The 24,876-nt window shown below is 50.1% G+C and carries 25 protein-coding genes; 15 read left to right on the top strand and 10 right to left on the bottom strand.

Annotated elements, in window-relative coordinates:
• Window positions 1–38: 38 nt before the first annotated feature.
• Together BM091_RS08895 and BM091_RS08890 are read right to left on the bottom strand one after the other, a co-directional pair.
• Window positions 39–674, bottom strand: coding sequence for a hypothetical protein (locus BM091_RS08895; protein WP_093395116.1), 636 nt, complete (start codon window positions 672–674; stop codon window positions 39–41).
• Window positions 649–1,239: a hypothetical protein gene (locus BM091_RS08890; RefSeq protein ID WP_093395114.1), complete on the bottom strand. Its 591-nt coding sequence runs from the start codon at window positions 1,237–1,239 to the stop codon at window positions 649–651. Before BM091_RS08890 ends, BM091_RS08895 begins: the two co-directional genes overlap by 26 nt.
• On the opposite strand from BM091_RS08890, the gene BM091_RS08885 reads away from it, so the two are divergent.
• On the top strand, window positions 1,234–1,782 hold the full coding sequence (locus BM091_RS08885; protein WP_093395113.1) for an NTPase: 549 nt from the start codon (window positions 1,234–1,236) through the stop codon (window positions 1,780–1,782). The two genes, BM091_RS08890 and BM091_RS08885, sit on opposite strands and share 6 nt — an antisense overlap.
• A gap of 29 nt (window positions 1,783–1,811) precedes the next feature.
• Here the strand turns inward: BM091_RS08885 and BM091_RS08880 are convergent, their stop codons facing one another.
• From BM091_RS08880 to ilvD, 5 genes are read right to left on the bottom strand one after another with little or no spacing between them, the layout of a single operon-like run.
• The gene (locus BM091_RS08880; protein ID WP_093395111.1) at window positions 1,812–2,285 is read right to left on the bottom strand and encodes a universal stress protein; all 474 of its coding nucleotides are present in this window, start codon (window positions 2,283–2,285) and stop codon (window positions 1,812–1,814) included.
• Entirely contained in the window at window positions 2,282–2,980 is a 699-nt protein-coding gene (locus BM091_RS08875) for an endonuclease III domain-containing protein (protein ID WP_245735327.1), read from the bottom strand. Before BM091_RS08875 ends, BM091_RS08880 begins: the two co-directional genes overlap by 4 nt.
• Window positions 2,977–3,993, bottom strand: coding sequence for an AmmeMemoRadiSam system radical SAM enzyme (amrS, locus tag BM091_RS08870; protein WP_093395109.1), 1,017 nt, complete (start codon window positions 3,991–3,993; stop codon window positions 2,977–2,979). The genes BM091_RS08875 and amrS overlap by 4 nt, the downstream gene beginning before the upstream one ends.
• Entirely contained in the window at window positions 3,971–4,807 is an 837-nt protein-coding gene (locus BM091_RS08865; RefSeq protein ID WP_093395107.1) for a class I SAM-dependent methyltransferase, read from the bottom strand. The genes amrS and BM091_RS08865 overlap by 23 nt, the downstream gene beginning before the upstream one ends.
• On the bottom strand, window positions 4,804–6,477 hold the full coding sequence (ilvD, locus tag BM091_RS08860; protein WP_093395105.1) for a dihydroxy-acid dehydratase: 1,674 nt from the start codon (window positions 6,475–6,477) through the stop codon (window positions 4,804–4,806). The genes BM091_RS08865 and ilvD overlap by 4 nt, the downstream gene beginning before the upstream one ends.
• A gap of 271 nt (window positions 6,478–6,748) precedes the next feature.
• Between ilvD and BM091_RS08855 the strand changes: the two genes are divergently transcribed.
• Both BM091_RS08855 and BM091_RS08850 read left to right on the top strand, forming a co-directional pair.
• Window positions 6,749–7,183 (top strand): MerR family transcriptional regulator, encoded by a 435-nt coding sequence (locus BM091_RS08855; RefSeq protein ID WP_093395103.1) that lies wholly within the window; start codon window positions 6,749–6,751, stop codon window positions 7,181–7,183.
• Window positions 7,167–8,123: a radical SAM protein gene (locus tag BM091_RS08850; RefSeq protein ID WP_093395102.1), complete on the top strand. Its 957-nt coding sequence runs from the start codon at window positions 7,167–7,169 to the stop codon at window positions 8,121–8,123. Before BM091_RS08855 ends, BM091_RS08850 begins: the two co-directional genes overlap by 17 nt.
• Here BM091_RS08850 and BM091_RS08845 read toward each other — a convergent pair.
• Together BM091_RS08845 and BM091_RS08840 are read right to left on the bottom strand one after the other, a co-directional pair.
• Window positions 8,102–10,783: a M16 family metallopeptidase gene (locus tag BM091_RS08845; RefSeq protein WP_093395100.1), complete on the bottom strand. Its 2,682-nt coding sequence runs from the start codon at window positions 10,781–10,783 to the stop codon at window positions 8,102–8,104. The two genes, BM091_RS08850 and BM091_RS08845, sit on opposite strands and share 22 nt — an antisense overlap.
• Window positions 10,783–11,016 carry a hypothetical protein gene (locus tag BM091_RS08840; protein ID WP_093395098.1) on the bottom strand — a complete coding sequence of 78 codons (234 nt, stop codon included), beginning with the start codon at window positions 11,014–11,016 and terminating at the stop codon, window positions 10,783–10,785. The genes BM091_RS08845 and BM091_RS08840 overlap by 1 nt, the downstream gene beginning before the upstream one ends.
• A 222-nt stretch (window positions 11,017–11,238) precedes the next feature.
• On the opposite strand from BM091_RS08840, the gene BM091_RS08835 reads away from it, so the two are divergent.
• From BM091_RS08835 to BM091_RS08800, 8 genes are all read left to right on the top strand, one after another.
• A complete protein-coding gene (locus tag BM091_RS08835; protein ID WP_093395096.1) occupies window positions 11,239–12,369 on the top strand; it encodes an ABC transporter substrate-binding protein in 1,131 nt (376 codons plus the stop codon).
• 111 nt (window positions 12,370–12,480) lie between these two features.
• Complete coding sequence (locus BM091_RS08830; protein ID WP_093395095.1) at window positions 12,481–13,374, top strand: branched-chain amino acid ABC transporter permease; 894 nt, start codon at window positions 12,481–12,483, stop codon at window positions 13,372–13,374.
• A gap of 19 nt (window positions 13,375–13,393) precedes the next feature.
• Window positions 13,394–14,437 carry a branched-chain amino acid ABC transporter permease gene (locus BM091_RS08825; protein ID WP_093395093.1) on the top strand — a complete coding sequence of 348 codons (1,044 nt, stop codon included), beginning with the start codon at window positions 13,394–13,396 and terminating at the stop codon, window positions 14,435–14,437.
• The gene (locus BM091_RS08820; RefSeq protein WP_093395091.1) at window positions 14,434–15,228 is read left to right on the top strand and encodes an ABC transporter ATP-binding protein; all 795 of its coding nucleotides are present in this window, start codon (window positions 14,434–14,436) and stop codon (window positions 15,226–15,228) included. Before BM091_RS08825 ends, BM091_RS08820 begins: the two co-directional genes overlap by 4 nt.
• Entirely contained in the window at window positions 15,212–15,913 is a 702-nt protein-coding gene (locus BM091_RS08815) for an ABC transporter ATP-binding protein (protein ID WP_093395090.1), read from the top strand. Before BM091_RS08820 ends, BM091_RS08815 begins: the two co-directional genes overlap by 17 nt.
• 15 nt (window positions 15,914–15,928) lie before the next feature.
• Window positions 15,929–16,627, top strand: a complete 699-nt coding sequence (locus tag BM091_RS08810) for an MlaC/ttg2D family ABC transporter substrate-binding protein (protein ID WP_093395088.1) — start codon at window positions 15,929–15,931, stop codon at window positions 16,625–16,627.
• Window positions 16,628–16,648: 21 nt separating this feature from the next.
• A complete protein-coding gene (gene thrC / locus BM091_RS08805) occupies window positions 16,649–18,148 on the top strand; it encodes a threonine synthase (RefSeq protein ID WP_093395086.1) in 1,500 nt (499 codons plus the stop codon).
• Between the two features lie 20 nt (window positions 18,149–18,168).
• Window positions 18,169–18,726, top strand: a complete 558-nt coding sequence (locus BM091_RS08800) for a gamma carbonic anhydrase family protein (protein ID WP_093395084.1) — start codon at window positions 18,169–18,171, stop codon at window positions 18,724–18,726.
• Here the strand turns inward: BM091_RS08800 and BM091_RS08795 are convergent.
• Window positions 18,707–20,182 carry a sigma-54 interaction domain-containing protein gene (locus tag BM091_RS08795; protein ID WP_093395082.1) on the bottom strand — a complete coding sequence of 492 codons (1,476 nt, stop codon included), beginning with the start codon at window positions 20,180–20,182 and terminating at the stop codon, window positions 18,707–18,709. The genes BM091_RS08800 and BM091_RS08795 overlap by 20 nt on opposite strands.
• 166 nt (window positions 20,183–20,348) lie before the next feature.
• Here BM091_RS08795 and BM091_RS08790 point away from each other — a divergent pair, with 166 nt between their 5' ends.
• Genes BM091_RS08790 through BM091_RS08775 form a run of 4 tightly spaced genes read left to right on the top strand, consistent with a single transcriptional unit; the run spans window position 20,349 to window position 24,818 of the window.
• Window positions 20,349–21,809, top strand: a complete 1,461-nt coding sequence (locus BM091_RS08790) for a 4-hydroxyphenylacetate 3-hydroxylase family protein (RefSeq protein WP_093395080.1) — start codon at window positions 20,349–20,351, stop codon at window positions 21,807–21,809.
• A 2-nt stretch (window positions 21,810–21,811) separates the two neighbouring features.
• Window positions 21,812–22,168 carry a hypothetical protein gene (locus BM091_RS08785; protein WP_093395079.1) on the top strand — a complete coding sequence of 119 codons (357 nt, stop codon included), beginning with the start codon at window positions 21,812–21,814 and terminating at the stop codon, window positions 22,166–22,168.
• The gene (locus BM091_RS08780) at window positions 22,119–23,411 is read left to right on the top strand and encodes an acetyl-CoA hydrolase/transferase family protein (RefSeq protein WP_093395077.1); all 1,293 of its coding nucleotides are present in this window, start codon (window positions 22,119–22,121) and stop codon (window positions 23,409–23,411) included. Before BM091_RS08785 ends, BM091_RS08780 begins: the two co-directional genes overlap by 50 nt.
• 24 nt (window positions 23,412–23,435) lie before the next feature.
• Complete coding sequence (locus BM091_RS08775; RefSeq protein WP_093395076.1) at window positions 23,436–24,818, top strand: solute carrier family 23 protein; 1,383 nt, start codon at window positions 23,436–23,438, stop codon at window positions 24,816–24,818.
• Window positions 24,819–24,876 lie beyond the last annotated feature (58 nt).

Below are 24,876 nucleotides of genomic sequence, written 5' to 3'. Positions count from 1 at the left end.
AGAGGCCGACGCCCCCGCTCGAGTCAAACCAGAAGCGGTCAGCAATCAAATCCTTCAGATCGCAGTTTCTCTCGAAACTCTTTGAATTTTTCGGCATTATCCAGGAGTTCTTTTTCGGACAGACCTGAAAAGAACTTCCTGATTTCCCTGATGCCTTTCTTTCTGATGGACCTGCAGATGTCATCATGCATCCGGCGAAATTTCCTGGAATGTTCGGTGCTCCAGACGGGATCCCGCAGTATTACTTCCATATAAGTGCGAAGAGGCTCGAGAAACCACCTTTCGAAGACCTCTTCAAACCTCTTTGAGCACACCTCCGCCAGCTCAACCTCCGATTTTTTATCTCTGCTGTCAAAAAGGATAAAGGGATAAATAACCTCAAGAAAACCAAACACCACCTTTTGAAGATCCTCACAATAGCTGTCAAAGCAGGTTGCCAGATATTTACGTCTGTACCGCTCTGAAAAGGTGATACCGTTTTTGCGTTCGAACTCATCAAGAAAAGAAATCTTTCTCAGTGCAAAGGTGGTTGCATAATCGTGAAGGTCCGCAAAATATTTTTCAATGGTTTTTCCTCTTCTTGTCGGAATCTTTATTCTTGACAGCTCCATTTCAAGAGCAACTTTGAGAGGTCCGTCCCATTTCCTGTCATTCCAGAAGCTTCGAAAATTCATAGCCGAGATCTCCAGATTTCATAAAAATAGAGCTCAATATAAGCCTCAGTCTTCGTATGCTCTCGAAAGATGCGTTAATTCTTCTTATATCACGAGGTTTAAAAAGGGTCTCTAATAGTTGAGACTGATCGCTACAGATAAACCAGGTACAGGTGTAAGGCCTTTGTGATCGGGGAAGAAGGCATCCAAAGCAGGGATACCAGTAGCGGCAAAGAGAAACTTCTCCGGTTCTTCGAGTCTGCCCCCTGGGGTAGCCTTTTCCACAGGCGGCAAAGTAAAAAAGGTCCGTCTCATTGTAATATACTTCACTTCCCACACAGCATATATCGGAGCAAAACCTGCAGGTCCTTTTACAGAGTTCGTCCATCACCGGATCCAGGAGATGGATCAAAGAGGTGATCATCGAAGCCAGGGAGGCCAAAATTTGGCGTGTACTGCCGTCAAAAAAAGCGTACCTTTTCTGAACCTTACGGCATATATTATTCCAGACAGGGTCGTCCACAGGACGCCTTAGCAGAGCGGGTTCTTCGCTCAAATCGGAGGGAAAGGTGGAAATAAGATGCAAAAACCTTTCAGGCTCTTCATAACGGGCAAACCAGGTTGTGGAAAAACAACCATAATCAAGCATCTGGGGCATCACCTCCGCCTGAGCGGATACGAAATCTGCGGTTTTTATACAGAAGAAATCCGCAAAGAAGGCTCCCGAACCGGCTTTATAATAAAAACATGGGACGGTACGGAAGCCCTACTTGCCCACAAAGACGCAAAAAGTCCTTACACCGTGGGTAAATACAAGGTGCTTGTGGAAAATATTGACTCCGTTGCCCTTCCTTCCATGAATCCTCCGTCAGAAAATACCCTAATCCTTATCGATGAAATAGGGAAGATGGAGTGCCTGTCCCAGGACTTCTGCCGAAAGATTCTCTCTATTATGGAAGCCCCCAATCCACTTATTGCCACAGTACCCATAAGAGGCGGAAAATTCGTGGAACGAATAAAATCCATGCCCGGTGCAGTGATCCTCGTCCTTGACCCCGGAAACCGAGAAAACCTCAGGGATGAGCTTCTGAGAAGGGTTATTGAGTATGTTAGGAGAAAGGGAGAATAACGCAGCCGTTACCCTCCCTTCATGCCTGATTATTCGGCAAAGTCCTTTTCTTTTGGATGAACTACCAGAACGGGACAGGGACCGTGATTGACCACATATTGGGCTACGCTTCCGAGAAGAAGTCCTCCCAGAGCAGAATGTCCCTGGCATCCCACGATGATGAGGTCCACATTGAGATCTCTGGCTTTGTCCACAATGGCCTTACCGGGCTTCCCCTGATCGATCAGGAAATTCACCTTAAGGCCTTCTCTCCATTCCTCCGGTACGAAAACCTTAAGCTCGTTTTCCCTGTCGGAGATCACCTTCGACATAACCTCAAGGAATTCACCCTTATACCCTTTGACGCTCAGCTCATGAATAGCATCAACGATGCGCTGATTTATGACGTGATAGAAATAGAGTTCTGCTCCCATCTCTCTGGCAAAAACGACTCCATACCTAACGGCCTTTTTAGAGCTTTCCGAAAAATCTACAGGAACCAGAATTTTCTCCACTTTAATCATAGCGTCCTCCTAGGTTTTATGAATTTACCCACCGGGCATTCCAGGCATCTGGGTTTCGTGCGGCAATAATATTTTCCCAGCTGAACAAAAAGAGCATGGTACTCCTGGTAGAGAGATACGCTGGCTTCCAGTGTTTCCATGAAAAAGCTCTGAAGCCGCCCGTAGTGAAAAGGGCCGTCAAACCAGCCGTGGCGATAAACACAGCGGTAAGTATAGCGATCCACAACAAATATCGGCTTGTTAGCAGCGTATAGAATTATGCTGTCGGCCGTTTCGGGGCCTATACCGTTTATGTTCAGAAGAGCCTTTCGAAGTGTTTCGAGTTCCTGGTCCAGGAAGGCTTCCAGATCCCCATCCCATTCCACGGCGATGTAATTCACGAAATTCTTCAACTTAACTGCTTTCTGCCGGAAGTATCCGGATGGCTTTATAAGTTCTTCAATTTCTTCGTAATCTGTTTCAAGCAAGGCTTCCAGAGAGAGTTTTCCGGCAGATTTTAATCTATCTATTGCCTTTTCAACGTTGCTCCATGATGTGCACTGAGTAAGTATTGCTCCGACAATCATCTCGAAGGGCGTCTCGGCCGGCCACCAGTTTTGAGGCCCAAAATGTTTAAAAAGGAGCTCGTACAGAGTTAGAAGGATGTCTTTCCTGAGAGACGGAAGGTCCGAAATCTCTGTAAGCCTGCCTTTCACCTGCCCCAGACTCCCTCAATTCCATAACCACAGCGAGAACAGGTTCCTTTATCCGTTAAGTTTACCACCCGGCTGGAGAAGCCCACCCTGGCTATTATCTTGGCTCCACAGTGCGGGCAGAAGGTATTTTCTCCTTCATCTCCCGGAACGTTACCGGTGTAAACATATTTGAGACCCATATCAATACCTATTTTTCTCGCCCTGTGAAGGGTCTCCAGAGGCGTGTGAGGTATGTTGAAGGTCTTATAGGCGGGATGAAATCGACTTATATGCCATGGAATGGCAGGGTCCACAGAATAAATGAACCCGGCCAAATCTTTTAATTCCCCGGGATCGTCGTTAAGTCCTGGGATTAAAAGGGTTGTTATCTCAATCCATACCCCGGCTTCTTTCAGGAGTCGAATGGCCTTCAAAACGGGTTCAAGCTTGGCGCCGCATTGCTCCCTGTAAAACTTATCGTTAAAAGCTTTTAGATCCACGTTTGCTCCGTCGAGCACATCGCTCAGGAGGCCGACGGCCTCTTCACTCATGTACCCGTTGGTAACAAAAACGTTTTTTAACCCTTCCTTTCTGGCGAGGGTCATCACTTCATAGGCGTATTCCAGGAAAATAGTCGGTTCCGTGTATGTATATGATATGGAAAGACAGTTGTGCCTCAGAGCATCTTCCACAACGGCTTCGGCAGGAACTTCACGCCCGTAAATAATTCCCTGATCCCTGGGCATCTGAGAAATGTCGGCATTCTGACAGAAAAGGCATCGGAAGTTACAACCTACCGTGGCAATGGAGTAACTCAGTGACCCCGGCTGGAAGTGAAATAGAGGTTTTTTTTCAATGGGGTCAACATTTCTTGCAACGACCTTTGCATAGTTCAGCGCATAAAGTACACCGTCCCGGTTTTCTCTTACGTGACATATTCCCTTCTTTCCCGGTTTTATTAAGCACTTGTGAGCGCAGGTCAGGCATCTTACAGCTTTGTTATCCCTGACTTCATACAGTAAACATTCTTTCATTCCCGTATTCCTTTCTGATTACGCCTCTTTTATTCCGCATAAAAGTATTCCACCGAATTACCGGCACTCCGTTGGGGAAGGGTGTCGTCAAGGGCCTGAGATCCTCGAGCCGCTTCAGAACCGGTAGTCTGAAATCAACGGGAATTGCCTTCGTAAGACTGGCCAGAACGACGGGAGCGAGGATCTTACCGACTATTTTAAGGCCTCCGATCCAGACATTTCCCGGCCAGAGGTATTCCATCTCCAGAGCAACCGGAGATAAGCCCTTTTTGTTCTCCAGAACACGACCGATGGTCTTACCCAAACCACCGGGATGAGTTACCTCGGTGCTTTCATCCCAGACCCACCAGCGCCCACTGCGAAAACATTCGCCGAAAACCAGAGGGGAACACTTTTGCAAAGAAGCGATGAAGACACCCCTGCGGGCAACACGGAGCCCCTCCGAAAGTGCCTGCACCGGGTTATGAACGAATTCAAGACTGAATACGAAGAAAACGTAGTCGAAGGAAGAATCTTCAAAGGGCAGACTCTCGGCAAAGGCCCTTTCTACGACGACCCTGGAAGATACCCGCCCGGAAGCTTTTCTCACCAGCTCGGCGGAAGGATCTATACCCACGGCATGATGCCCCAGTTGGTCAAGCCATCTTAAGAATCTTCCGGATCCGCACCCCACGTCCAGAACCGAATATCGCCGTTCGGACTTCCACACCTTACGAATGGCCTGTTCTACGGCAAGATCAAGCCCTTTGGGTTTCAAAAAGGAGTATTCAAACCAGAAATCATCATGCCATGAGAATATCCTTCCAGATTTCATAGCTGTCCTCTTAGCTCCAGGACCGCTCCTCTGGCACCCGATGTAACCATGGCCGCATAGCGTGCCAGGTAGCCGGAAGTTATTCTGGGAGGAGGAGGGGTCCACTCCATCCTTCGCTTTTCTAAGGTACCCTCGTCTACCAGAAGTTCAAGTCTCTTTCCGGGTATATCGATCAGAATTTCGTCTCCATCCTTCACGAGTGCTATTGTGCCTCCTGCTGCCGCTTCCGGGGACACATGCCCAATAGCTGCTCCTCGAGTACCGCCGCTGAATCTTCCGTCGGTTATGAGAGCCACATCCTTATCCAGGCCACGTCCCACAATGGCCGCCGTGGGGGACAGCATCTCCTGCATACCGGGACCTCCCTTGGGGCCTTCATACCTTATAACGACAACTTCGCCAGGTTGGATTACTCCGTCGAGGATTGCCTTTGCCGCCTCCTGTTCGCTGTCGAAAACCCTGGCCCTTCCCGTTCTTTTCATCATCTCCGGAGCCACGGCGGACTGTTTCACCACGGCCCCTTCGGGAGCAAGGTTTCCGTACAGAACGGCAATTCCCCCTTCGGCATGATATGCTCTTTCTACAGGTCGGATCACTTCGGAGTCACGCACTGCCGCCGCATCCACTATTTCTCCAACCGTTTTACCGGAAACCGTGGGTAAATCCCTGTTAACGAGCCCTGCATCGGCAAGCACCTTCATAACGGCAGGGATACCGCCTGCTCGGTGGAGATCCTCGAGGAAATGGGGGCCGCCTGGTCTGAGAGAACACAGATGAGGCGTTTTCCTGCTTATGTCGTTGAATATGTTCAGATCTATGGATATCCCGGCTTCATGGGCGATTGCCGGTACATGAAGTACCGTATTTGTGGAGCATCCCAGAGCCATATCAACGGCGATTGCATTTTCAAAGGCTTCCTTAACGACAATGTCTCTCGGGTATATTCCCTTTCTGACAAGTTCGACGATTCTCATTCCTGCATACTTGGCCAGACGGATTCTGGCCGCATGGACGGCAGGGATCGTGCCGTTTCCGGGAAGGGCCAATCCGAGGGCTTCGGCAAGACAGTTCATCGAATTTGCCGTAAACATTCCGGCACAGGACCCGCATCCGGGGCAGGCTTCGTCTTCCAGTTCCTTTAAGGTCTCCCTATCCATCTTTCCCGCTCTGACACTGCCCACCGCCTCAAAGACGGAAATCAGATCGACCGGTTGACTTCCCAGCCTTCCGGCAAGCATGGGGCCACCGCTGACAACTATGGAAGGTATGTTCAGTCTGAGTGCCGCCATAAGCATACCCGGTATGATCTTATCGCAGTTGGGGATCAGCACCAGACCGTCAAAAGGGTGTGCTTTTGCCATGAGCTCAACGGAGTCGGCGATGAGCTCTCTGCTTGCAAGGGAATATTTCATACCTTCATGATTCATGGCAATTCCGTCGCATACGCCGATAACGGGGAATTCAACGGGAGTGCCTCCGGCCATTCTGACACCGGCCTTTACCGCTTCGGCAATCCTGTCGAGATGGATATGGCCCGGGATGATCTCGTTTGCGGAGTTGACAATGCCTATAAGAGGTCTCTGGAGTTCCTCGTCGGTATAACCCATTGCCTTGAAAAGAGAGCGGTGAGGGGCCTTTTCGAGGCCGCTTTTCATAAGATCACTTCGCATAGGCGACTCCTTCCTGAGAGAATTTCCTGAGATTAACCCGATTGGCTGTGTGATTATGAAGCTTTTGGTCATGCAGGGCAACGGTTTTTTCTCAAGAGATTTTATCACGGTAAGATTTCCCGAGGTATTCACTCTGACATCACACTTCATGGTTGGATTTAATAACATGGAACTTGACAGATCACATAGCTGAAGCTAGTCTCAGGTGTGATGAAGCAAAGTGTAGAGTGCTTACATTGTGAACTTATTCTCAAGCGGAGGGTTAGTCGCTATGGTTAAGGAAATCAACCCCAACCATCCTCTATATTCCATCGGAGTGGTAGCCGATCTCCTTCAGATCCACCCCAGAACCCTGAGAGTCTATGAACAGGAAGGCCTGATAAGACCCGCCAGAAGAGGCGGCAAGAGGTATTATTCCAACAGCGATCTTCAGTGGTTGAAGTGTCTGAGAAAATTACTTTCTGAAGAGGGATTAAACATTGCCGGAGTAAAAAAACTGCTTTCTATGGCTCCGTGCTGGCAGATACGCAATTGTGATGAGGAGACGAGAAAGCAGTGCCCTGCAATTCTCAACTTCCCCGTTCCCTGCTGGGAGCTTAAACCCAGAGCCTGCGTCCAGAAGGGTCTTTCCTGTGAGGCCTGTGACGTTTACACGAAGAAGCGCGAGGATATAATGCAGGCCAGGTGCTGTGACGGTGAAGCCTAAGTTCATATTCGGGCCGGTGCCGTCTCGAAGGCTCGGCCGTTCTCTGGGCATTGACGTAACCCCGCGAAAAACCTGCACCTTCGATTGCCTTTACTGTGAGTGCGGCAGGACAACAGAGCTCACAGTTGATCGTTCCTGCTTTGCCGATCCGGGCCTGATCCTTAACGAACTGAGGGAATACTTTACTTCGGAGGCCTCTGCACCGGTCGATGTAATAACCTTCTCCGGGTCCGGAGAGCCGACGCTGTACACCCACCTTAACGAGCTCATCTATGGGATAAAGAAGCTTTATCCCGGTATTCCCGTGGGAGTGCTGACCAACGGTTCTCTTTTGTGGAACGATGAAGTACGAAGAGCTTTAATTCTCGCAGATTTCGTCGTTCCGTCCCTAGACGCACCGTCTCCGGAAATCTGGCGAAGGATTAACCGTCCTCACCCCGCAATATCCTGGGATCAGTATGTAAAAGGGCTTGTTGCCTTTCGCAAGGACTATTCCGGTTCCTATGTACTTGAGGTTTTTCTTCTGAAAGGCATCAATGATTCACCCGAAATACTTGAGAGCTTCAAGAGGCTGATTGGTAAAATAAAACCCGACCTCGTTGATCTTAACACCCTTGCACGGCCCGGCACGGCTTCCGGAGTTCAGGGTCTCGATGAAGAGGAGCTCGTAAATGCTGCTGCGACCCTCAGACCTTTCAAATGTCGTGTCATCGGGAAGTACCGGAAAAAGAACAGTGCAAAACCTCTGACGCCTTTTCAGATACCGGATAAGGTCATCGCAGTAGTCTCAAGAAGGCCCTGTACGGCCGACGAGCTGGCGGATAGTCTGGCCATTCCCTTTGACCGTCTGCAAGGCCTTCTGGATGAACTCACCACTTCAGGCAAGGTAAAGAAAGAGAAGGTTGCCGGAAGGATCTTCTATTCGGCGCCTTCGGAGTGACCCTCCGGAAGGCTTTCTATAATGATGTATCTTTTGAAAAGCTCCCTTGCCAGTTTCTGGACTTCCTCCGAAGATAGAGCTTTCAGCTTCTCTTCGTAACGAGCCCGGTAGTCCCGTCCAAGCCCCAGAAGCTCGTTTAAGGCCTCTTCAGATGCCTGTGCCTCGATGCTCTCCAGCGAAAAGGTTTTCATCGTCAGAATCATCTCTTTTGCTTCCGCCAGTTCCGTTGATGATAGAGGCCTGTCCATAACTCTTTTCAGTTCGTCGAAAATAATCGAAAGAACCCTGTTCACTTTTTCCGGAGCGGTCTGGGTGATTATCCCAAAATATCCTCCCTTAACCCCGTAAAAAGGAAAGGCATGGACAACGTAAACGTAATTGTTGGCGCCACCTCTAAGAGCCTCGTGGAGCCGCCCTCCCGGATATTGGATACCCGAAAGATGGGCATCGAGAACGTCCAGAGCCGGACGAAGGGGACTGTGAATGTCAAGGCCCGAGGTCGCAATCAGCAGGCCTGCCGAGCTCTTCTCTGTTAATATCCTGAAGGTTTTTCCGGGTTCGGCAGGATCCACCTCTTTCGGAAAAACCCTTAAGGGAGAGACTTCCTTTTTTCTATTCCACTTACCCAGGGTCTTCTTAAGAACCCTTTTCAACTTATCCACATCCACATCACCGTAAACGGCCAGGACCGCATCCGATGGGACGATCACTCGCCGATAATAGTCAACCACGTCCTCACGGGAGAACTCCTTGACGGCTTCCAAGGTTCCAAGCTGGCTGAAACGATAGGGATGCTTGCTGAAGAAACGGCCGTGAAGCTCCAGAAGCAATTCCTGCTCCCACCTTTCTTTAAGCCTGCCTATTTCCGTCAGGGTCTCCCTTCGTTTTTTCTCAATTTCCTCTGGCGGGAAGGTACTCGAGGTAAGGATTTCTTTGAGGATTTTTAATCCGGTTGGCAGGTCATCACGAAGCAGTTTGATGGACAGAAAGTAGGAATTCCGACCGGCTCCGCAGCTGATTTCTCCACCAAGGGCTTCAATCCTTTGAACAATCTCTTCTCTTGTGTACCTTCTGGTTCCCGATGTGAGCAACGATCCAACAAAGTGGGCAAGGCCCGGCTTTTCCGGGGGATCGGTTATCTGCCCTCCTATTCCGTAAAGCTTTATGTAAAGGGCGGGAGATCTCCTGTCGCTTTTGATCAGAACACGCAGGCCGTTTTCAAGGGTCATTATTTCCGGTCTGTGCAAAGCTGAGGAAGGCGCCCCCTGGACTGCCGGTTTTTTCCCGACTTCTAACCCCGGAGGTTCAAGACTTACTACGGTTGCCCTGCTCCAGTCCAGATACTTTTTCGCCGCACTCTGGACATCTTTTTGAGATACCTGAGAAATTTTCTCAACATAAGATTCTTCAAAATAAGGATCTCCGGTCTCTATATAAGAGCTTATTAACGATGCGGCTCTGGCCATGGCAGTTTGTCTTTCGAAAACAAACCTTGCCGATATACGCTTCTTGGCCGCTTCCAGCTCTCTCTTTGTAACTCCATCGGCTTTAACTTCTTCTATAACCTCACGAACTGCCATTTCAACGTCTTCGGGCCTGCTCTCCGAAAATCTGTCAAAGGATATGATAAATTGTCCCCTGACGAAAGAAGGCGTCCAATTAAAGGCGATTATGTCGGTTACGAGGTTTAATTCGTCTTTGAGCCTTCTGACCAGCAGGCCGGATTTGGCACCCCCGAGTATCTCCGCCAGAACATCCAGCGGATACATCCGGGGATCGTAAACGGTTACAGAGGGAAAGCCTATCATTGTTCGGGGCTGTTTCACAAAATTCATCGTTTTTACGATGCGTTTTTCCCTCACGGGTAGAGGTTCATCAGGCAGTACCGGTTCGGAAACCGCACCGGTTTCCCAGTTTGAGGTTCTCTGGGCAACGGTTCTGATAACCTCGTCTCCTTGCACAGGACCGACTACGGATATCACCATGCGTGAAGGAACATACCAGCGGCGATAGTAGTCTATAAGGTCGTCCCTTGAGAGTTTCTCGAAAACCTCCTTAGCGCCTATAACCGGGTTGCGCACGGGGTGGATTCTGTAGGCACTTCGGAAGAAAAGATACCAGAGCTGGCGCTCCGGATTGTTTTCACCCATCTGCATTTCTCTCAGTATCACCCCTTTTTCCCGTTCAACCTCACGGGGATCAAAAAGGCAATCATGAAGGTAGGACAGCATCAGATCCAGTGCAGTTTGCCATTTTTCCGGAAGTGTGGTTATGTAGTACTCGGTAGTGGCATAGGATGTAGATGCGTTGGTGGCCCCCCCGAGTTTTTTGACGAGCTCCTGTGCCTCTTTCTCCGAAAATCTTTTCGTCGATCCACCGGCAACAACATGTTCAAGGTAGTGTGACAGGCCCGAAAGAGGCGGTTCGTAAAGGGATCCAGTTTTTACGGCTATCCTGATGGCAACCAGGGGACTCAGGGGATCCCTGCTTATCAACAGGGTCAGACCGTTTTTTAAAACTACGAAGGTGTCACCCGGCTTTGACGGAATGACAAAGTCAACACCCTTTTCTGCCTTCGCATTGGTAAAACCGGAGGAAAGGAACAGAAAATACACCAACAGGGTGGCAATAAGCTGCTTCAAGGACGGCTTACAGGGCATCAGGAATCTCGATGTTCAAAGGTTTTCAACTCCTCTTCCAGCCAGGCAATCTTCTGAGCATCTCGAATTTCTTCGGGCTTCCCAAGCTCCTCCTTTAAGAGCATTTCCAGTTCCTGACGGCGCCTGCTGGGATTGCCGACATTTTTCCGGAACTTGCGCAGTGCCATCTCATCTGCGAGCTGATAATCCTCTTCGCCGATCTTATCGAAATCCAGATCAAAATCTTCACCCATGAACAACTCCTCCCCTTATCGGGTTGCCTCCATCCCTCTGTCCATGCTTTTAATAGGCTAATGTTCCTGTCTTTGGTGTCAAGGTTATTCTGAACAAGGAGTGTTAAGGGCGAGTTACTTTTCCTTGACAGAAATTCTTTTTAACGACAATAAAGTTGCGGTATCGGACAGAGTATTCTGGTAAGGTCTTCTTTCCCTAAAGTTAAAAAAAGGAGGAAAATCATGAAGGGCAGATTGTTTGTCGGACTTCTGGCAATTTTGGCGATAGTGAGTTTCCTTTTCGTTCCACCCACGCAGGCTCAGGACAAAATAAAGATCGGTGTGTACCTGCCGATGACCGGAGCCGTTGCTGCTTACGGACAGATGGAATGGGAAGGCATCCAGATTGCCAATGAGATGATGCCCAAAGCTCTGGGCAAAGAAATTGAGCTGGTTCTTGTGGACACCAAAAGCGACAAGATCGAAGCGGCCAATGCGGTTAGCCGGCTTGTTGAAAAGGAAAAAGTGGTGGGGATCATCGGTGAAGCCATAAGCGGAAACACGATGGCAGGTAACCCCATTTCTGAAGCGGCAAAGATACCATCCATAAGCCCTACGGCAACCAATCCTCTTGTAACGCAGGGTAAAAATTATGCCTTCCGTGCCTGTTTTATAGATCCCTTTCAGGGGCAGGTTGCAGCCCGTTTTGCCCGTGAACATCTGAAGGCTCAAAAAGCGGCCGTCATTATAGACATTGCTCAGGATTACTGCGTAGGTCTTGCCAATTTCTTCGTTAAGGAATTTGTTAAGCTGGGTGGCGAAGTTGTGGCTACCACCTACATCCAGACAGGAGACCAGGACTTTACGGCTCAGTTGAGTGCCATTCAGGCGGCGAATCCCGATCTCATTTATGCGCCCAACTACTACACTGAAGATGCTCTTATGGCCAAGCAGGCACGAGACCTGGGGATCAACGTCCCGATTCTTACCGGTGACGGCGCTCAGGCCGATGAGCTGATCCAGATCGGCGGGAAGGCCGTAGAGAACATGTATTTCACCGCTCACTTCCACAAAGAAGCGGCCACCACCGAGAGGGCCAAGGAGTACATAAGGCGCTACGAAGAAAAGTATAAGAAGGAAGCCAATGCTTTTGGCGCTCTTGCCGCCGATGCCTATTTCCTTCTGGTAAATGCCATTGAACAGGCCGGTTCCACCGACGGTACCAAAATCAGGGATGCTCTGGCGGCCACCAAGGATTTTGAAGGAGTTTCCGGTATAATCACTATGGGTGAAGGCGGTAACCCCATTAAAAGTGTTGTCATAAATAAGGTTGAAAACGGGAAGTTTGTTTACGTAACAACGGTAAATCCGTAAAACCGAAGGGAGCCCTTTGGGCCTGTGATCATGAGGGCAGAGAGGACCGACTCTCTGCCTTTTTTACGACCGGGTAGAAAACCTCTGTGAGAAAGGAGATCGGCGCTTAAAGTGACTACACAAATCTTCCTTCAGCAGCTTACCAATGGAATTTCTCTCGGCAGCCTCTACGGCCTGGTTGCCATAGGTTATACAATGGTTTACGGAATTTTAAGGCTGATAAATTTTGCCCACGGCGATCTTCTCATGGTTGCCGCTTACACGGCAATATACGGTATATCCCTTTTCTCTCTGCCCTGGTATCTGAGCTTCCCGGTGGCAATGGCGGTTACCGGTTTTGTTGGTATCCTGCTGGATCGTTGTGCCTATAAGCCGCTGCGCGATGCCCCGAGAATATCTCTGCTCATATCGGCCATAGGAGCAAGCTTCCTGCTGGAAAATCTTGCCCTTGTCATCATAGGCGGTGTTCCCAAGGCCTTTCCACGACCCCAATTGTTTGCAAAGGTTATTGAAATAGGCGGGGTCAGGGTTCAGATGCTCACGATATATACTCCGATTATAACCCTGATGCTTCTTTTCGGTCTTCTCTACATCGTTTACTACACCAAAGCGGGCAAGGCCATGCGGGCGGCATCCAGAGATTTCGAAACAACGAGACTGATGGGCATTGATCTCGACAGAATAATAGCCCTGACTTTCCTGCTGGGCTCAACACTTGCCGCCGCTGGTGGTATCATGTGGGCAATGAAGTACCCTCAGGTAAACCCCTTCATGGGCGTTATACCGGGGTTAAAGGCCTTTATTGCGGCCGTTCTCGGGGGTATTGGAAACATAATAGGTGCCGTTCTGGGAGGATTTCTCCTGGGAGTCGGGGAAATACTCCTCGTGGCCTTCATGCCCGAGCTGGCTCAGTACAGAGACGCCTTTGCCTTTGTAATTCTCATCCTTGTTCTTCTTTTCAGACCTACCGGGATAATGGGGGAACCCATTGTAGAAAAAACTTAAGGAGGACTCACCTGAGACAATGACAAAAAAGACACGAAACCTGATCCTCAACTGCGTAAGCATTCTTATCATATATACGGTTTTGTGGTTTTTTCAGAAGTACGGCACGGAATACCAGATAAGGATACTCAACAACATAGCGGTTTTCATTACCCTTGCGGTAAGTTACAACCTGGTGAACGGTATATGCGGCCTTCTACACTTAGGGCCAAACGCCTTTATCACCATAGGGGCCTACACGTCCGCACTGCTCACCATGAGCCCGGCGGAAAAACAGTTGAGCTTCATTATCGAGCCTCTTATCTGGCCTCTGAATTCAATTCAGGTTCCTTTTGTTGTCAGCCTGGTTGCGGCAGGTCTGGTAACCACTTTTTTTGCCTTTCTGATAAGCTTTCCGGTTCTGCGGGTGAGAGGAGACTACCTTGCCATTGTAACACTGGGTTTCGGCGAAGTGGTCAGGGTACTCTGCAATGCTCTTCAGAATGTCACAAACGGGCCTCTTGGTCTAAAAGGGCTGACACCTTACACCAACGTGTGGTGGTCCTGGAGCATAGCCATAATTACGATTATCGCCGTACAGAGGCTCATAAACAGTAGCTGGGGCCTTGCGATGAAAGCCATTCGTGAAGACGAAATTGCGGCCAAGGCCATGGGAATAGACCCCTTTCGTCACCTCATGCTTGCCTTTCTGGTGAGCGCCTTTTTTTCCGGCGTTGCAGGCGGCCTTCTGGCTCACCTCATTACCACAATCTCCCCCACCCTGTTTACCTTCTTTCTTACCTTCAATCTTCTGATCATAATAGTTGTCGGGGGGCTTGGTAGCACCACCGGAGCGGTGATCGGAGCAACACTCTTTGCCTGGGGAGGCGAAGCCCTTCGAGTAGTTGAAAGCCCCATTGACATAGGGCCGGTTCATATTCCGGGAATTCCGGGAATGAGAATGGTTATATTCAGTATTATCCTGATGCTGGTTATCATCTTCGCCCGAAGAGGAATAACAGGGAGAAACGAATTCAGCTGGGATTGGCTGATCGAAAAGCTCTTCAGGAGTCAGAGGGCATGAACGGCGGAAATTCCGTGTTTTTTGAAGCACGAGAACTCACGATGCGATTCGGCGGCCTCGTGGCCGTGAACAACTTTTCTCTTACCCTTAAAGGCGGCGAACTCATGGGGCTTATAGGCCCCAACGGAGCCGGCAAGACCACCGTCTTCAACATGATTACCGGAATGCTTGTCCCGACTTCGGGAAGGATAATCTGGCAGGATGAGGACATCACCGGCTATCCACCTTACAGGATAACGGCTAAGGGTATAGCCAGAACGTTTCAGAACATCCGGCTTTTTAACGATCTTACCGTGATCGATAACGTGATGGTTTCATACCATCACAGGCTAAGATCCTCCTTCTGGCATGCTATACTGGGGTTGAGAAAATATCGGGCAGAAGAGGAACAGATGCGTGAAGAGGCAATGGAAATCCTCAGAGAGGTGGGGCTTGCGCACCTTGCAGGCGAAAAAGCCGGTGCGCTGCCCTACGGACAGCAGAGAAGGCTTGAAATAGCCAGAGCCCTTGCAACGTCTCCGAAGTTGCTCCTTCTCGATGAGCCCGCTGCGGGGATGAACCCTCAAGAAACGATGGAACTCGCTCAATTCGTGAGAAAAATACGGGACCGATTCAACCTCACGATATTTCTAATCGAACACGACATGAAATTTGTAATGGGCTTATGTGAACGGATCAAGGTTCTGGATTACGGTAACACAATTGCGGAAGGGACACCTGAGGAGATTCAGAACAATCCGGAGGTCATTAAAGCCTATCTGGGAGAGCCTAAACATGCTGCTCGTCGATAATATCCACGTTTACTACGGCGGGATTCACGCTCTTAAAGGGATAAGCGTGAAGGTAGAAAAAGGCCAGATCGTCACCCTGATAGGAGCAAACGGTGCGGGTAAAACCACCACCCTTCGAAGCATCGTTGGGCTGGTAAGGCCCAGACAGGGCCGGATAGTTTTCAACGGAGAAGACCTGACCCGGTTGAAAACCCACGAAATCATGCGTCGGGGTATCGGGATAAGCCCTGAAGGGAGACGGGTTTTTGCCAATCTGACGGTTATCGAAAACCTCGAACTGGGAGCCTACAATCGCCCTCCTCAGGAATTTCAAAAAGATCTGGAGTGGGTTTTTTCCCTGTTTCCGAGATTGGCGGAAAGAAGAAAACAGCTTGCCGGAACCCTGAGCGGCGGCGAACAGCAGATGCTGGCACTCGGGCGGGCTCTCATGAGCCGACCCAGCCTGGTGCTTCTGGACGAACCGTCTCTGGGACTTGCACCGCTTGTCGTGGAAGAAGTTTTCGAAACCATCCAGACCATAAACCAGCAGGGATCCACAATACTTCTGGTCGAGCAGAATGCCATGGCAGCTCTCAATATCGCCCATTACGGCTATGTACTGGAAACCGGTCGTGTGGTATTAAAAGGAACGGGAAAGGAATTGCTGGAAGACGAGAGAGTCAGAAAGGCCTATCTGGGTGAATGAACACGGGGATGGAATATGATGGCCGGAAGCCTCAAGACAGGGAAACTTACAACCCCCTTCTCTGGTATTCCCTTATGGATCGGCATCTTCTTCTGCCTTATGGCGACGCTCCTTGCTCCCTTATGCTCGGCGGCAACCCAGGCGGATCCAAAGGCCACAATTGACGACCTGATAAACAAGATTCGCTCCATCAGGTACACCGAGGACTCGTCCACAACCCTTACGTCCGCAGACCTGCAGAAAAACGAAAAGCTCTACGATGAGATAACGGAACTCATAGACATAGACGGCATAAGCCGCTACGCCCTCGATTCCTACTGGGATAGAGTGGGCCCCTCAGGACGAAGCCAGTTTGAAAGTCTCTTTGTGGAACTGCTCGAAAAAGTAGCCTACCCTAACACCGCAAAATTTTTCAAAGACCTCGAAATCGAGATCCGGGACATCAAGGTCATAGGTAGCAAGGCCATGGTCTATACCTCCGTATATCATGAAGAAGAGGGGCGCGTTGACATAGACTTCAGGCTTGAAAGAAGCGGAGACGGCTGGCTTATCAGAGATGTTTACCTTGACGGAGTGAGCCTTGTAAGAAACCTGAGGACTCAATGCCAGAAAATAATCAGGGAAAACTCCTTTGCAGAACTACTGAGGCGCATGAAAGAAAAAGCCGAAGAGGAAACATCGGCAGACGTTAGTGAAATAACGGCGAAAAACTGATCTCTGTCAGGATGGGAGCTTATGCGAGTTGACCGGATTCCTCAAAACATAAGAGACCTTATCATTCCCAAGCCGTCGGGTTTTTACCAGTACAGGTGCCTGGGCTGTAACTCGGTTCATCCCATAGATTCGCTCCTCTACGTATGCCCTGAGTGTGGTGGAGTTCTTTTGATAGAAGACCGTGAATGGGATCGCCTAAAAAAAGTCCCCGGTGATGTGTGGCGGGACGTTTTCGATTACCGGAGCATGCTGAATGAGACCGCTGTTAGAGGGATATATCGATTTCACGAGTTGCTGGGCTCCATTATACCGTTGAAATACGTAGTCTATCTCGGTGAAGGCCATACTCCTGTGGTTCATGCCAATCGGGCATTATGCGATTGGGCGGGTATTTCTTTTTCTTTTAAGAACGACGGCCAGAACCCCAGTGCATCTTTTAAAGATAGAGGCATGGCCAGTGCCTTCTCCTATCTGAATTATTTGACCGGGGAGAAGGGTTTAAAAAATGTGATAGCCCTTTGCGCATCCACGGGCGATACTTCTGCTTCCGCGGCGTTGTATGCATCCTACTTTGCCAATGAGGTTCGCTCTGCCGTACTTCTTCCAAGAGGCAGGGTCACACCACAACAGTTAAGCCAGCCTCTGGGCAATGGAGCAACGGTAATTGAGCTTCCGGGTGTGTTTGACGACTGTATGAAGGTCGTTGAGTACCTTTCAGAACACTATCCGGTTGCACTGATGAACTCCAAAAATGCCTGGCGCATTCTGGGACAGGAGTCTTACAGTTTCGAGATTGCCCAGCAGTTTGAATACGACACGGGGAATCTGGTGGTGGTCGTGCCCATCGGCAATGCGGGGAATATCACCGCCGTTTTAAGCGGCTTTCTGAAACTTTATGATCTTGGAATAATAACGGAACTTCCGGTGATCGCTGGGGTCCAATCCGAGCACGCAAACCCCGTCTATCTCTACTACCTGGAGTCGGATCCCCGCAGACGGGTGTTCCGTCCCGTTAAGGTGAGACCCAGTGTTGCCCAGGCGGCTATGATAGGAAACCCCGTTTCAATGCCAAGGGTCATCGAGCTTGTGGAAAGGTACAGAGATACGGCAGGTCGGGCAGATGCTTTTATGGTGGTGGAGGTATCCGAACAGGAAATCATGGACTCAATGCTTACGGCCAACCGTAACGGCCACATAGCCTGTACTCAGGGAGGTGAGTGTCTCGCCGGACTGAAACGCCTTGTCCTCGAAGGAAGGATTAGCAAAAACATGCACGGAGTCCTTGATGCAACGGCACACTCGCTGAAGTTTTCGGTGTTCCAGGAAAAGTATTTTACCGATTCCTTTGAACCCGAGTACGAGGTTGTTCCAAGAGAAGAACTCAAGAATGCTCCGCTGACTCTGGAACCGCCGCCGGACATTCCATCTCCAGCCTCCAATAAGCAACTTTCTGACGAAGAATTCAGAAAATTCGTCCAATACGCGGCAGAAGAAATAGCGCGAATTCTCAATCTCCAATGAATCGGGAGGAGTCGAGACTCATGGAAGGTCTTCTGGCCTACAAAGACAAGTTTCCTCAATTGGGCGAAAACGTTTACATCGCACCGGGCGCCTGGGTTATAGGTGATGTTGTTCTGGGGAACCATACGAGCGTCTGGTTTCACACGGTAATAAGAGGAGACGTCCACTTCATCAGGGTGGGTGATGAAACGAACATACAGGATCACTCCACACTCCATGTAACAACCGACAGATTTCCGCTGAACATCGGCAGTCGGGTTACCATAGGACATCGGGCCGTGGTACACGGATGCACCATCGAAGACGAGTGCTTGATAGGGATGGGCGCTGTCATAATGGACGGAGCCTATATTGAAAGTCACTGCGTAATTGCTGGAGGAGCGGTGGTGACCCCGGGTACAAGGGTCCCGGCCGGATCGCTCGTGACAGGGGTTCCGGCAAAGGTGCAGAGAAAGCTCGAGGACCGGGAAATAGAATGGATTGTCCACACGGCAAAACATTATGTCAGGCTGGCCGCCGAGTACATGAAGCCGAGATACTTTGAAAAGGATAGGCCTGTTAGAGGTTTTCTTCGCTAGGGCAGTTCCCCATAAGGCCGTATTTTTTGAGCTTTCGCCAGAGGGTGGTTCTGTGCATTCCGAGACAGTGTGCAGCCTTTTCGAGGTTACCGCCCGATTGATGTAACGCCTGCTTTATGAGCTTTTTCTCAAATTCTTCAACGGCCTGCTGGAAAGAGAACACCCGGGGTTCTGAGTCCTCATCGGCTCCAGAGCCCAACTCCCGCATGACGTCCTGAGCCGAGATAACCCTTTCCCGGGTCAAAATACAGAGCCTTTCTATAAGGTTCTGAAGTTCACGGACATTGCCGGGCCAGCTGTAACCCAGCATAACCCGGACTGCATCCGGCGATAGAGCCTTATCGATGTTGTAACGCATCCTGAGTTCCTGCAGAAAATGCTGGGCCAGAATTGCCACATCACGGGGACGATCTCTCAAAGGAGGTATATCAATCCGGAGTACGTTAAGCCTGAAGTAGAGATCCATTCTGAAGTCGCCTCTTTCCACCATTTCATCGAGGGGACGGTTTGTTGCGGCAATGAAACGGACATCCACCTTCCTTGCCTCAGTGGCACCGACCGGAAGCACCTCCTTTTCCTGAAGAACTCTCAACAACTTGACCTGTAGATCCGCCGGCAGTTCTCCCACTTCGTCCAGGAAAACGGTACCCCCCTCCGCAGATACTATCAGCCCTTCCTTTCCGTACCTGCTTGCTCCGGTAAATGCACCGGGCCTGTAACCAAACATTTCGGCCTCGAAGAGTTCTCGAGGAATGGCCGCCAGATTCACCCTTACAAAAGGCCCGGATTTACGGGCACTTCTTTCGTGAATTAGTCTTGCCACGACTTCTTTTCCAACGCCCGTTTCTCCCACGATAAGAACGGTGGAATCAAACCCAGCCGCCAGAAGAGCCCTTTCGATCACTTCTCTCATGAGCTGACTTGCGGCGACTATTGTTCCCGTTCCCGAAAGAAGAGGCATGGTAAAATGCTCTGAAGAGGCCCTTTCATAAGACCCTTCTTTAAGTCCCTCGACGGTTGTGACGATAAGAGAAAGCTTACCATCTTTTGTGAAAACCGGATTGCCCGTTACGATGACCTGCCTACCGGTCGGGATGATACTCTGGGAAATGGTCTCACGATCCCCCTTATCGAGAACAAGAAGGCTTACGGAACGGTCAAAAAAGCCCTCTTCAACGAGTTCTCGCATGTGTTTACCAACGAGGTCTGATGTCTGAAGGCCCGTGAGCCGCTCATAAGCCCTGTTAGTGCCGAGAGTTATTGCATTACCGTCGGTAATGTAAAGGGCAACACCTGAGCTTATGGTTGCGGCGTTTCGGAATTTTTTCACGCTGTCCTTCACGATAACTCCGGAAATCAGGTTTTTCCGACTTACTATAATAAAAAAATGGGTTTCTAAAAACCATCCAATAAAACCATGGAGTCGATCGTGCACTTCTGCAACAAGGACATCCATTCATTTACCTTATGTCCGATCCCGTAAACCCACAAAGCACGTTGCAGGACTGCACATTCTCCCGGCGGGCGGCTTCCCGGGAGCACTTATAAAAGGAGCTTTTCACGAACGGCACAATTCTTGCCTTTCTGGGCTTTGAAACTTCAGAAAAAGAGGAGGAATGCCCATGGCATTAAAAACTGCGGAAGAATACCTTGAGAGTTTATCAAAGCTCAGGCCGGTAGTTTATCTCTTCGGCCAGAAGGTTGAAAGCGTGCTCGATCACCCCATCATCCGACCTTCCATTAACTCAGTTGCCAGAACCTACGAACTGGCCCACGATCCCTTACACCGTGATCTCATGACCGCACGGTCGAATATCACGGGAGAGATCGTAAACCGCTTCACCCATCTCCATCAGAGCACCGAAGATCTTATAAAGAAGGTCAAAATGCTGCGGCTCCTGGGGCAAAAAACGGGATCCTGCTTCCAGAGGTGTGTCGGAATGGACGCCATCAATGCCGTTGATTCGGTAACCTTCGAGATGGATCAGGAACTGGGTACCGAATATCACAAAAGATTTCGCAGTTACCTCCGCTACGTGCAGGAAAACGATCTCACCGTTGACGGAGCCATGACCGATCCTAAAGGCAACCGGAGTTTAAGGCCCAGTCAGCAGGCCGATCCGGATCTCTACTTACACGTGGTTGAAAAGAAGTCGAACGGAATCGTCGTGCGAGGAGCCAAGGCCCACCAGACGGGAGCTCTGAGCTCTCACGAAATCCTCGTCATGCCAACCATAGCAATGCGTGAAGATGATGCCGACTATGCCGTATCCTTTGCAGTTCCGGCCGATACCGAAGGAATCATTTATGTCTACGGAAGGCAGAGTTGTGACACCAGGAAACTGGAAGGCGGGTGCATAGATGTCGGCAATGCCCGATACGGCGGTCACGAAGCGCTGGTTATCTTCGACAACGTCTTCGTACCCTGGGAGCGAGTGTTCATGTGCGGCGAATATTCCTACGCCGGGCTGCTGGTGGAGCGATTTGCAGGTTATCACCGACAGAGCTACGGGGGCTGCAAGGTTGGAGTCGGGGACGTGCTGATAGGAGCAGCCGCTTTGATAGCTGAATTCAACGGAGTGGAAAAGGCATCTCACATTCGGGAGAAGATCATCGAAATGATTCACCTGAACGAAACTCTCTACGCCTGTGGCATCGCATGCTCATCTCAAGGCTACCCAACAACATCCGGAACGTACCTCATAGACCTGCTCCTTGCCAATGTGTGCAAACAGAACGTCACCAGATTCCCCTACGAAATTGCCAGACTGGCGGAAGACATTGCGGGAGGACTCCTTGTGACCGCACCATCCGAAAAAGACCTCTTTCACCCGGAAATCGGGCCCTATGTGCAGAAGTATCTGAAGGGAGTGGAAGGTGTGCCCACGGAACACAGGTTAAGGGTACTTCGGCTGATCGAAGGCCTGACCCTGGGAACCCATGCGGTCGGTTACCGCACGGAGTCAATGCACGGCGCAGGTTCCCCTCAAGCACAGCGTATCATGATTTCCAGACAGGCCAATCTCGAACATAAAAAAGCCCTCGCCCGATTCCTCGCCGGAATTGACGAGGAGAAGATTTGAAAATGGTCAAATGTGGAGTCATTTTTTGCGGCGGATGCAACCCCCTAATCAATAGAAGCGAGCTGTTCCGTTGCATAAAAAGGGCTTTTTCAACCTGGAATTTCTCATACCTCCATCCAGAAGGCCCCCCGGAAGTGGACCTGCTTCTCATAATTAACGGATGCCCTGCGGGTTGCATCCGCCCGGAAGAACCGAAAAGACCGGCCCTGATCGTAAGTGGAACCCTGGTCAATCAACGGCAGGTTCCGGAAAAGGGGTTATGCGAAATTGTCTGTAAGGAACTACAGCGGCTTGCGAGGGAGAAAAACCATGCAGAAGTGGAAAGAAGAATACAAAAAGAAACTCAAAACCCCGGATGAGGCCGTCACTGCGATAAAATCGGGAGATCGCGTCGTCCTGGCCCATGCCTGCGGGGAACCTCAGGTTCTGGTGAAGGCCCTGGTCGACAGAGCACCGGAACTCGAAGATGTTGAAATAGTTCATATGGTCGCCATGGGAAAGGCGGAATACTGTAAGCCGGGAATGGAGAAGCACTTTCGCCACAACTCCCTTTTTGTAGGAGCAACCACAAGGGAGGCCGTCCAGCAAGGGCGGGCAGATTACACACCCTGTTTCTTTTCTGAAATTCCAAGACTTTTCAGAGAGGGCTATCTACCCGTTGATGTGGCTCTCATTCAGGTATCTCCTCCCGACAGGCACGGCTTCGTAAGCCTCGGCATCTCTGTTGATTACACCAAGGCTGCGGCAGAATGCGCCAAAACCGTGATCGCCCAGGTTAACCCCCTCATGCCCCGTACGTACGGAGAATCCTTCCTCCACATTTCACAAATAGACATACTGGTTGAATACGAGGAACCGCTTATCGAATTGCCCCGGCCTTCAATAGGCGATGTGGAACGGAGGATTGGAGAATTCGTGGCAGAACTGATTGATGACGGCGCAACCCTGCAACTGGGCATCGGTGCAATTCCCGACGCCGTCCTTTCATTCTTGAAAGACAAGAAAGACCTGGGAATTCACACAGAAATGTTTTCAGACGGCGTCGTGGAACTCTACGAAGCCGGCGTGATAACGAACATGGCCAAGTCGATCAACAGAGGCAAGATGGTTGCAACCTTTCTCATGGGCACATCGAAGCTTTACGAATTTGTTGACAGCAACCCTGCGGTATCCATGCATCCTGTGGATTACACAAATGACCCCTGCATCATAGGGCAGCATGAAAAGATGATATCGATAAATTCGGCCCTTCAGGTTGACCTGCTGGGGCAGGTCTGTGCCGACACCATAGGATTTCGTCAGTACAGCGGCGTAGGGGGGCAGGTTGATTTTGTCAGAGGAGCGTCAAGATCTAAAGGTGGAAAATCCATAATAGCCATGCCTTCAACGGCGGCAAAAGGCACCGTCTCCCGCATAGTGCCCTTCATAGATAAGGGAGCTGCAGTGACGACGTCACGAAATGACGTTCATTATGTGGTTACGGAATACGGCATTGCAGAGCTCAGAGGCAAAAGCGTCCGCAAGCGGGCCGAAGTCCTCATATCGGTTGCACACCCCGATTTCAGAAACGAGTTAAGGCGTGTGTGGATGAGTAATTTTTGAAAACTTTTAAAGGGGAGGTGTTTTATGTCAAAGTGGATGGTTAAAAGGCCTAACGGTCAGGAACCACCCTTTATCCCTCTGTGGAAGTTTAAGATGCGTTTCCCTTTCATTCATTACCGATGGGAATGGGCCGATTACATTCAGGGCTTGGTAATGTGCGCCGTCTGCCTGTCCATCATACCCGTGCTTCAGGATGTTTTGGGAATGCCCTTTGAGGTCGCACTCGCTATAGTGATCCTGAATGGCTTTCTCTACCTTTTTCATGCATGGCTCGGTGACCCTGTGGTTCCGGGCTGGGTAACTCCTGCAATTCCTCTGCTAATAGCCTACGTCAGCAGTTATCCAGAAGGTCCGCAACGAATGCATGCACTTATAGCTTTTGAATTGACACTCGGCCTTTGGTGCATCTTTCTGGGTGTAACCGGATTATCCCGGAAAGTCATAAGCTCTATTCCCAGATCCATAAAGGCTGGCGTCGTACTGGGAGCGGGTATTGCGGCAATTCAGCTGATTTTCAAGCAACCCGGCGGAAAGTTCTGGTCCATGCCCATTACCATCAGTGTGTGTGCTCTTGTGGCTCTTTTTATGATGTACAACCCTACCTTTAAAAACCTTTCACAAAAATATTTACCCTTTAAGATACTCGGAAACCTGGGCATACTTCCCGCCATTGTCATGGCAATAATAGTTGCGCCCATAGTCGGTGAAGCGGGCTTCGAACTTGAATGGGGAATAAGCCGTCCGGATTTCGCAACCCTCTGGAGTGACTGGGTTCCCTGGGGCAGTCTTGGTTGGCCTTCCCTTTCCATGTACCTCAGTTCGATTCCTCTGGTTCTCGCAGCCTACATTGTTATTTTCGGAGACGCCGTGCAATGTCAGGCAATCATACGGGACGCAGACCCGTATCGTCCCGATGAACCGGTAGATTATAACCCCGATCGTGCCCACCTAATTGTAGGAATCAGGAATTCCTTGATGTCGGTTTTAGGGCCCGACATTTCCATGTGCGGACCAATCTGGGCGGCAATGACGGTCGTAACCTACGAGCGATGGAAGAAAGGACGTGATTCAATGGATTCAATACTGGGCGGGGTAGGAGCATTCAGATTCGGAACTTTTACCGGATACTGGCTATTGCCGATAGTTAGTATTACTCGGCCTATTCTTCCCGCCGCGCTGGCACTCACGATGATAATACAGGGGTTCGTATCGGTCTATGTCGGTGTTAGAGAAGCCGGATCGCTTAAAGATCTCGGCATTGCCGGATTGGTTGCCGGAGTTTTGATATGTAAAGGAGCAGCCTGGGCCTTCGGAGCCGGCATCATTGCAACTTTTATCGTTTACGGTGCAAATTTCTTTAGAGGCGACGTCGAATCCCCGCCGCTCTGGGCAGATAGAGTAAGGTAGTAAGTAACCATAAGCAAAGGCCGGTCATTCACAGCCCGTGATCTACAGCAATAGAATT

The sequence above is a fragment of the Thermodesulforhabdus norvegica genome, assembly GCF_900114975.1.
In the GTDB taxonomy this organism is placed as follows: Bacteria; Desulfobacterota; Syntrophobacteria; order Syntrophobacterales; family Thermodesulforhabdaceae; genus Thermodesulforhabdus; species Thermodesulforhabdus norvegica.
The sequence above is the reverse complement of the archived record's forward strand: the minus strand, read 5'-3'. Positions and strand labels throughout refer to the sequence as shown.

Excerpts from the sequence above, each read along its gene's own strand:
- BM091_RS08825 (WP_093395093.1), top strand. The coding sequence starts at position 13,394 with ATGACAAAAAAGACACGAAACCTGATCCTCAACTGCGTAAGCATTCTT.
- BM091_RS08820 (WP_093395091.1), top strand. The coding sequence starts at position 14,434 with ATGAACGGCGGAAATTCCGTGTTTTTTGAAGCACGAGAACTCACGATG.
- BM091_RS08895 (WP_093395116.1), bottom strand. The coding sequence starts at position 674 with ATGAATTTTCGAAGCTTCTGGAATGACAGGAAATGGGACGGACCTCTC.
- BM091_RS08840 (WP_093395098.1), bottom strand. The coding sequence starts at position 11,016 with ATGGGTGAAGATTTTGATCTGGATTTCGATAAGATCGGCGAAGAGGAT.
- BM091_RS08880 (WP_093395111.1), bottom strand. The coding sequence starts at position 2,285 with ATGATTAAAGTGGAGAAAATTCTGGTTCCTGTAGATTTTTCGGAAAGC.
- BM091_RS08785 (WP_093395079.1), top strand. The coding sequence starts at position 21,812 with ATGGTCAAATGTGGAGTCATTTTTTGCGGCGGATGCAACCCCCTAATC.
- BM091_RS08790 (WP_093395080.1), top strand. The coding sequence starts at position 20,349 with ATGGCATTAAAAACTGCGGAAGAATACCTTGAGAGTTTATCAAAGCTC.
- BM091_RS08885 (WP_093395113.1), top strand. The coding sequence starts at position 1,234 with ATGCAAAAACCTTTCAGGCTCTTCATAACGGGCAAACCAGGTTGTGGA.
- ilvD (WP_093395105.1), bottom strand. The coding sequence starts at position 6,477 with ATGCGAAGTGATCTTATGAAAAGCGGCCTCGAAAAGGCCCCTCACCGC.
- BM091_RS08835 (WP_093395096.1), top strand. The coding sequence starts at position 11,239 with ATGAAGGGCAGATTGTTTGTCGGACTTCTGGCAATTTTGGCGATAGTG.
- BM091_RS08815 (WP_093395090.1), top strand. The coding sequence starts at position 15,212 with ATGCTGCTCGTCGATAATATCCACGTTTACTACGGCGGGATTCACGCT.
- BM091_RS08780 (WP_093395077.1), top strand. The coding sequence starts at position 22,119 with ATGCAGAAGTGGAAAGAAGAATACAAAAAGAAACTCAAAACCCCGGAT.
- BM091_RS08845 (WP_093395100.1), bottom strand. The coding sequence starts at position 10,783 with ATGCCCTGTAAGCCGTCCTTGAAGCAGCTTATTGCCACCCTGTTGGTG.
- thrC (WP_093395086.1), top strand. The coding sequence starts at position 16,649 with ATGCGAGTTGACCGGATTCCTCAAAACATAAGAGACCTTATCATTCCC.
- BM091_RS08810 (WP_093395088.1), top strand. The coding sequence starts at position 15,929 with ATGATGGCCGGAAGCCTCAAGACAGGGAAACTTACAACCCCCTTCTCT.
- BM091_RS08865 (WP_093395107.1), bottom strand. The coding sequence starts at position 4,807 with ATGAAATCTGGAAGGATATTCTCATGGCATGATGATTTCTGGTTTGAA.
- BM091_RS08855 (WP_093395103.1), top strand. The coding sequence starts at position 6,749 with ATGGTTAAGGAAATCAACCCCAACCATCCTCTATATTCCATCGGAGTG.
- amrS (WP_093395109.1), bottom strand. The coding sequence starts at position 3,993 with ATGAAAGAATGTTTACTGTATGAAGTCAGGGATAACAAAGCTGTAAGA.
- BM091_RS08775 (WP_093395076.1), top strand. The coding sequence starts at position 23,436 with ATGTCAAAGTGGATGGTTAAAAGGCCTAACGGTCAGGAACCACCCTTT.
- BM091_RS08795 (WP_093395082.1), bottom strand. The coding sequence starts at position 20,182 with ATGGATGTCCTTGTTGCAGAAGTGCACGATCGACTCCATGGTTTTATT.
- BM091_RS08800 (WP_093395084.1), top strand. The coding sequence starts at position 18,169 with ATGGAAGGTCTTCTGGCCTACAAAGACAAGTTTCCTCAATTGGGCGAA.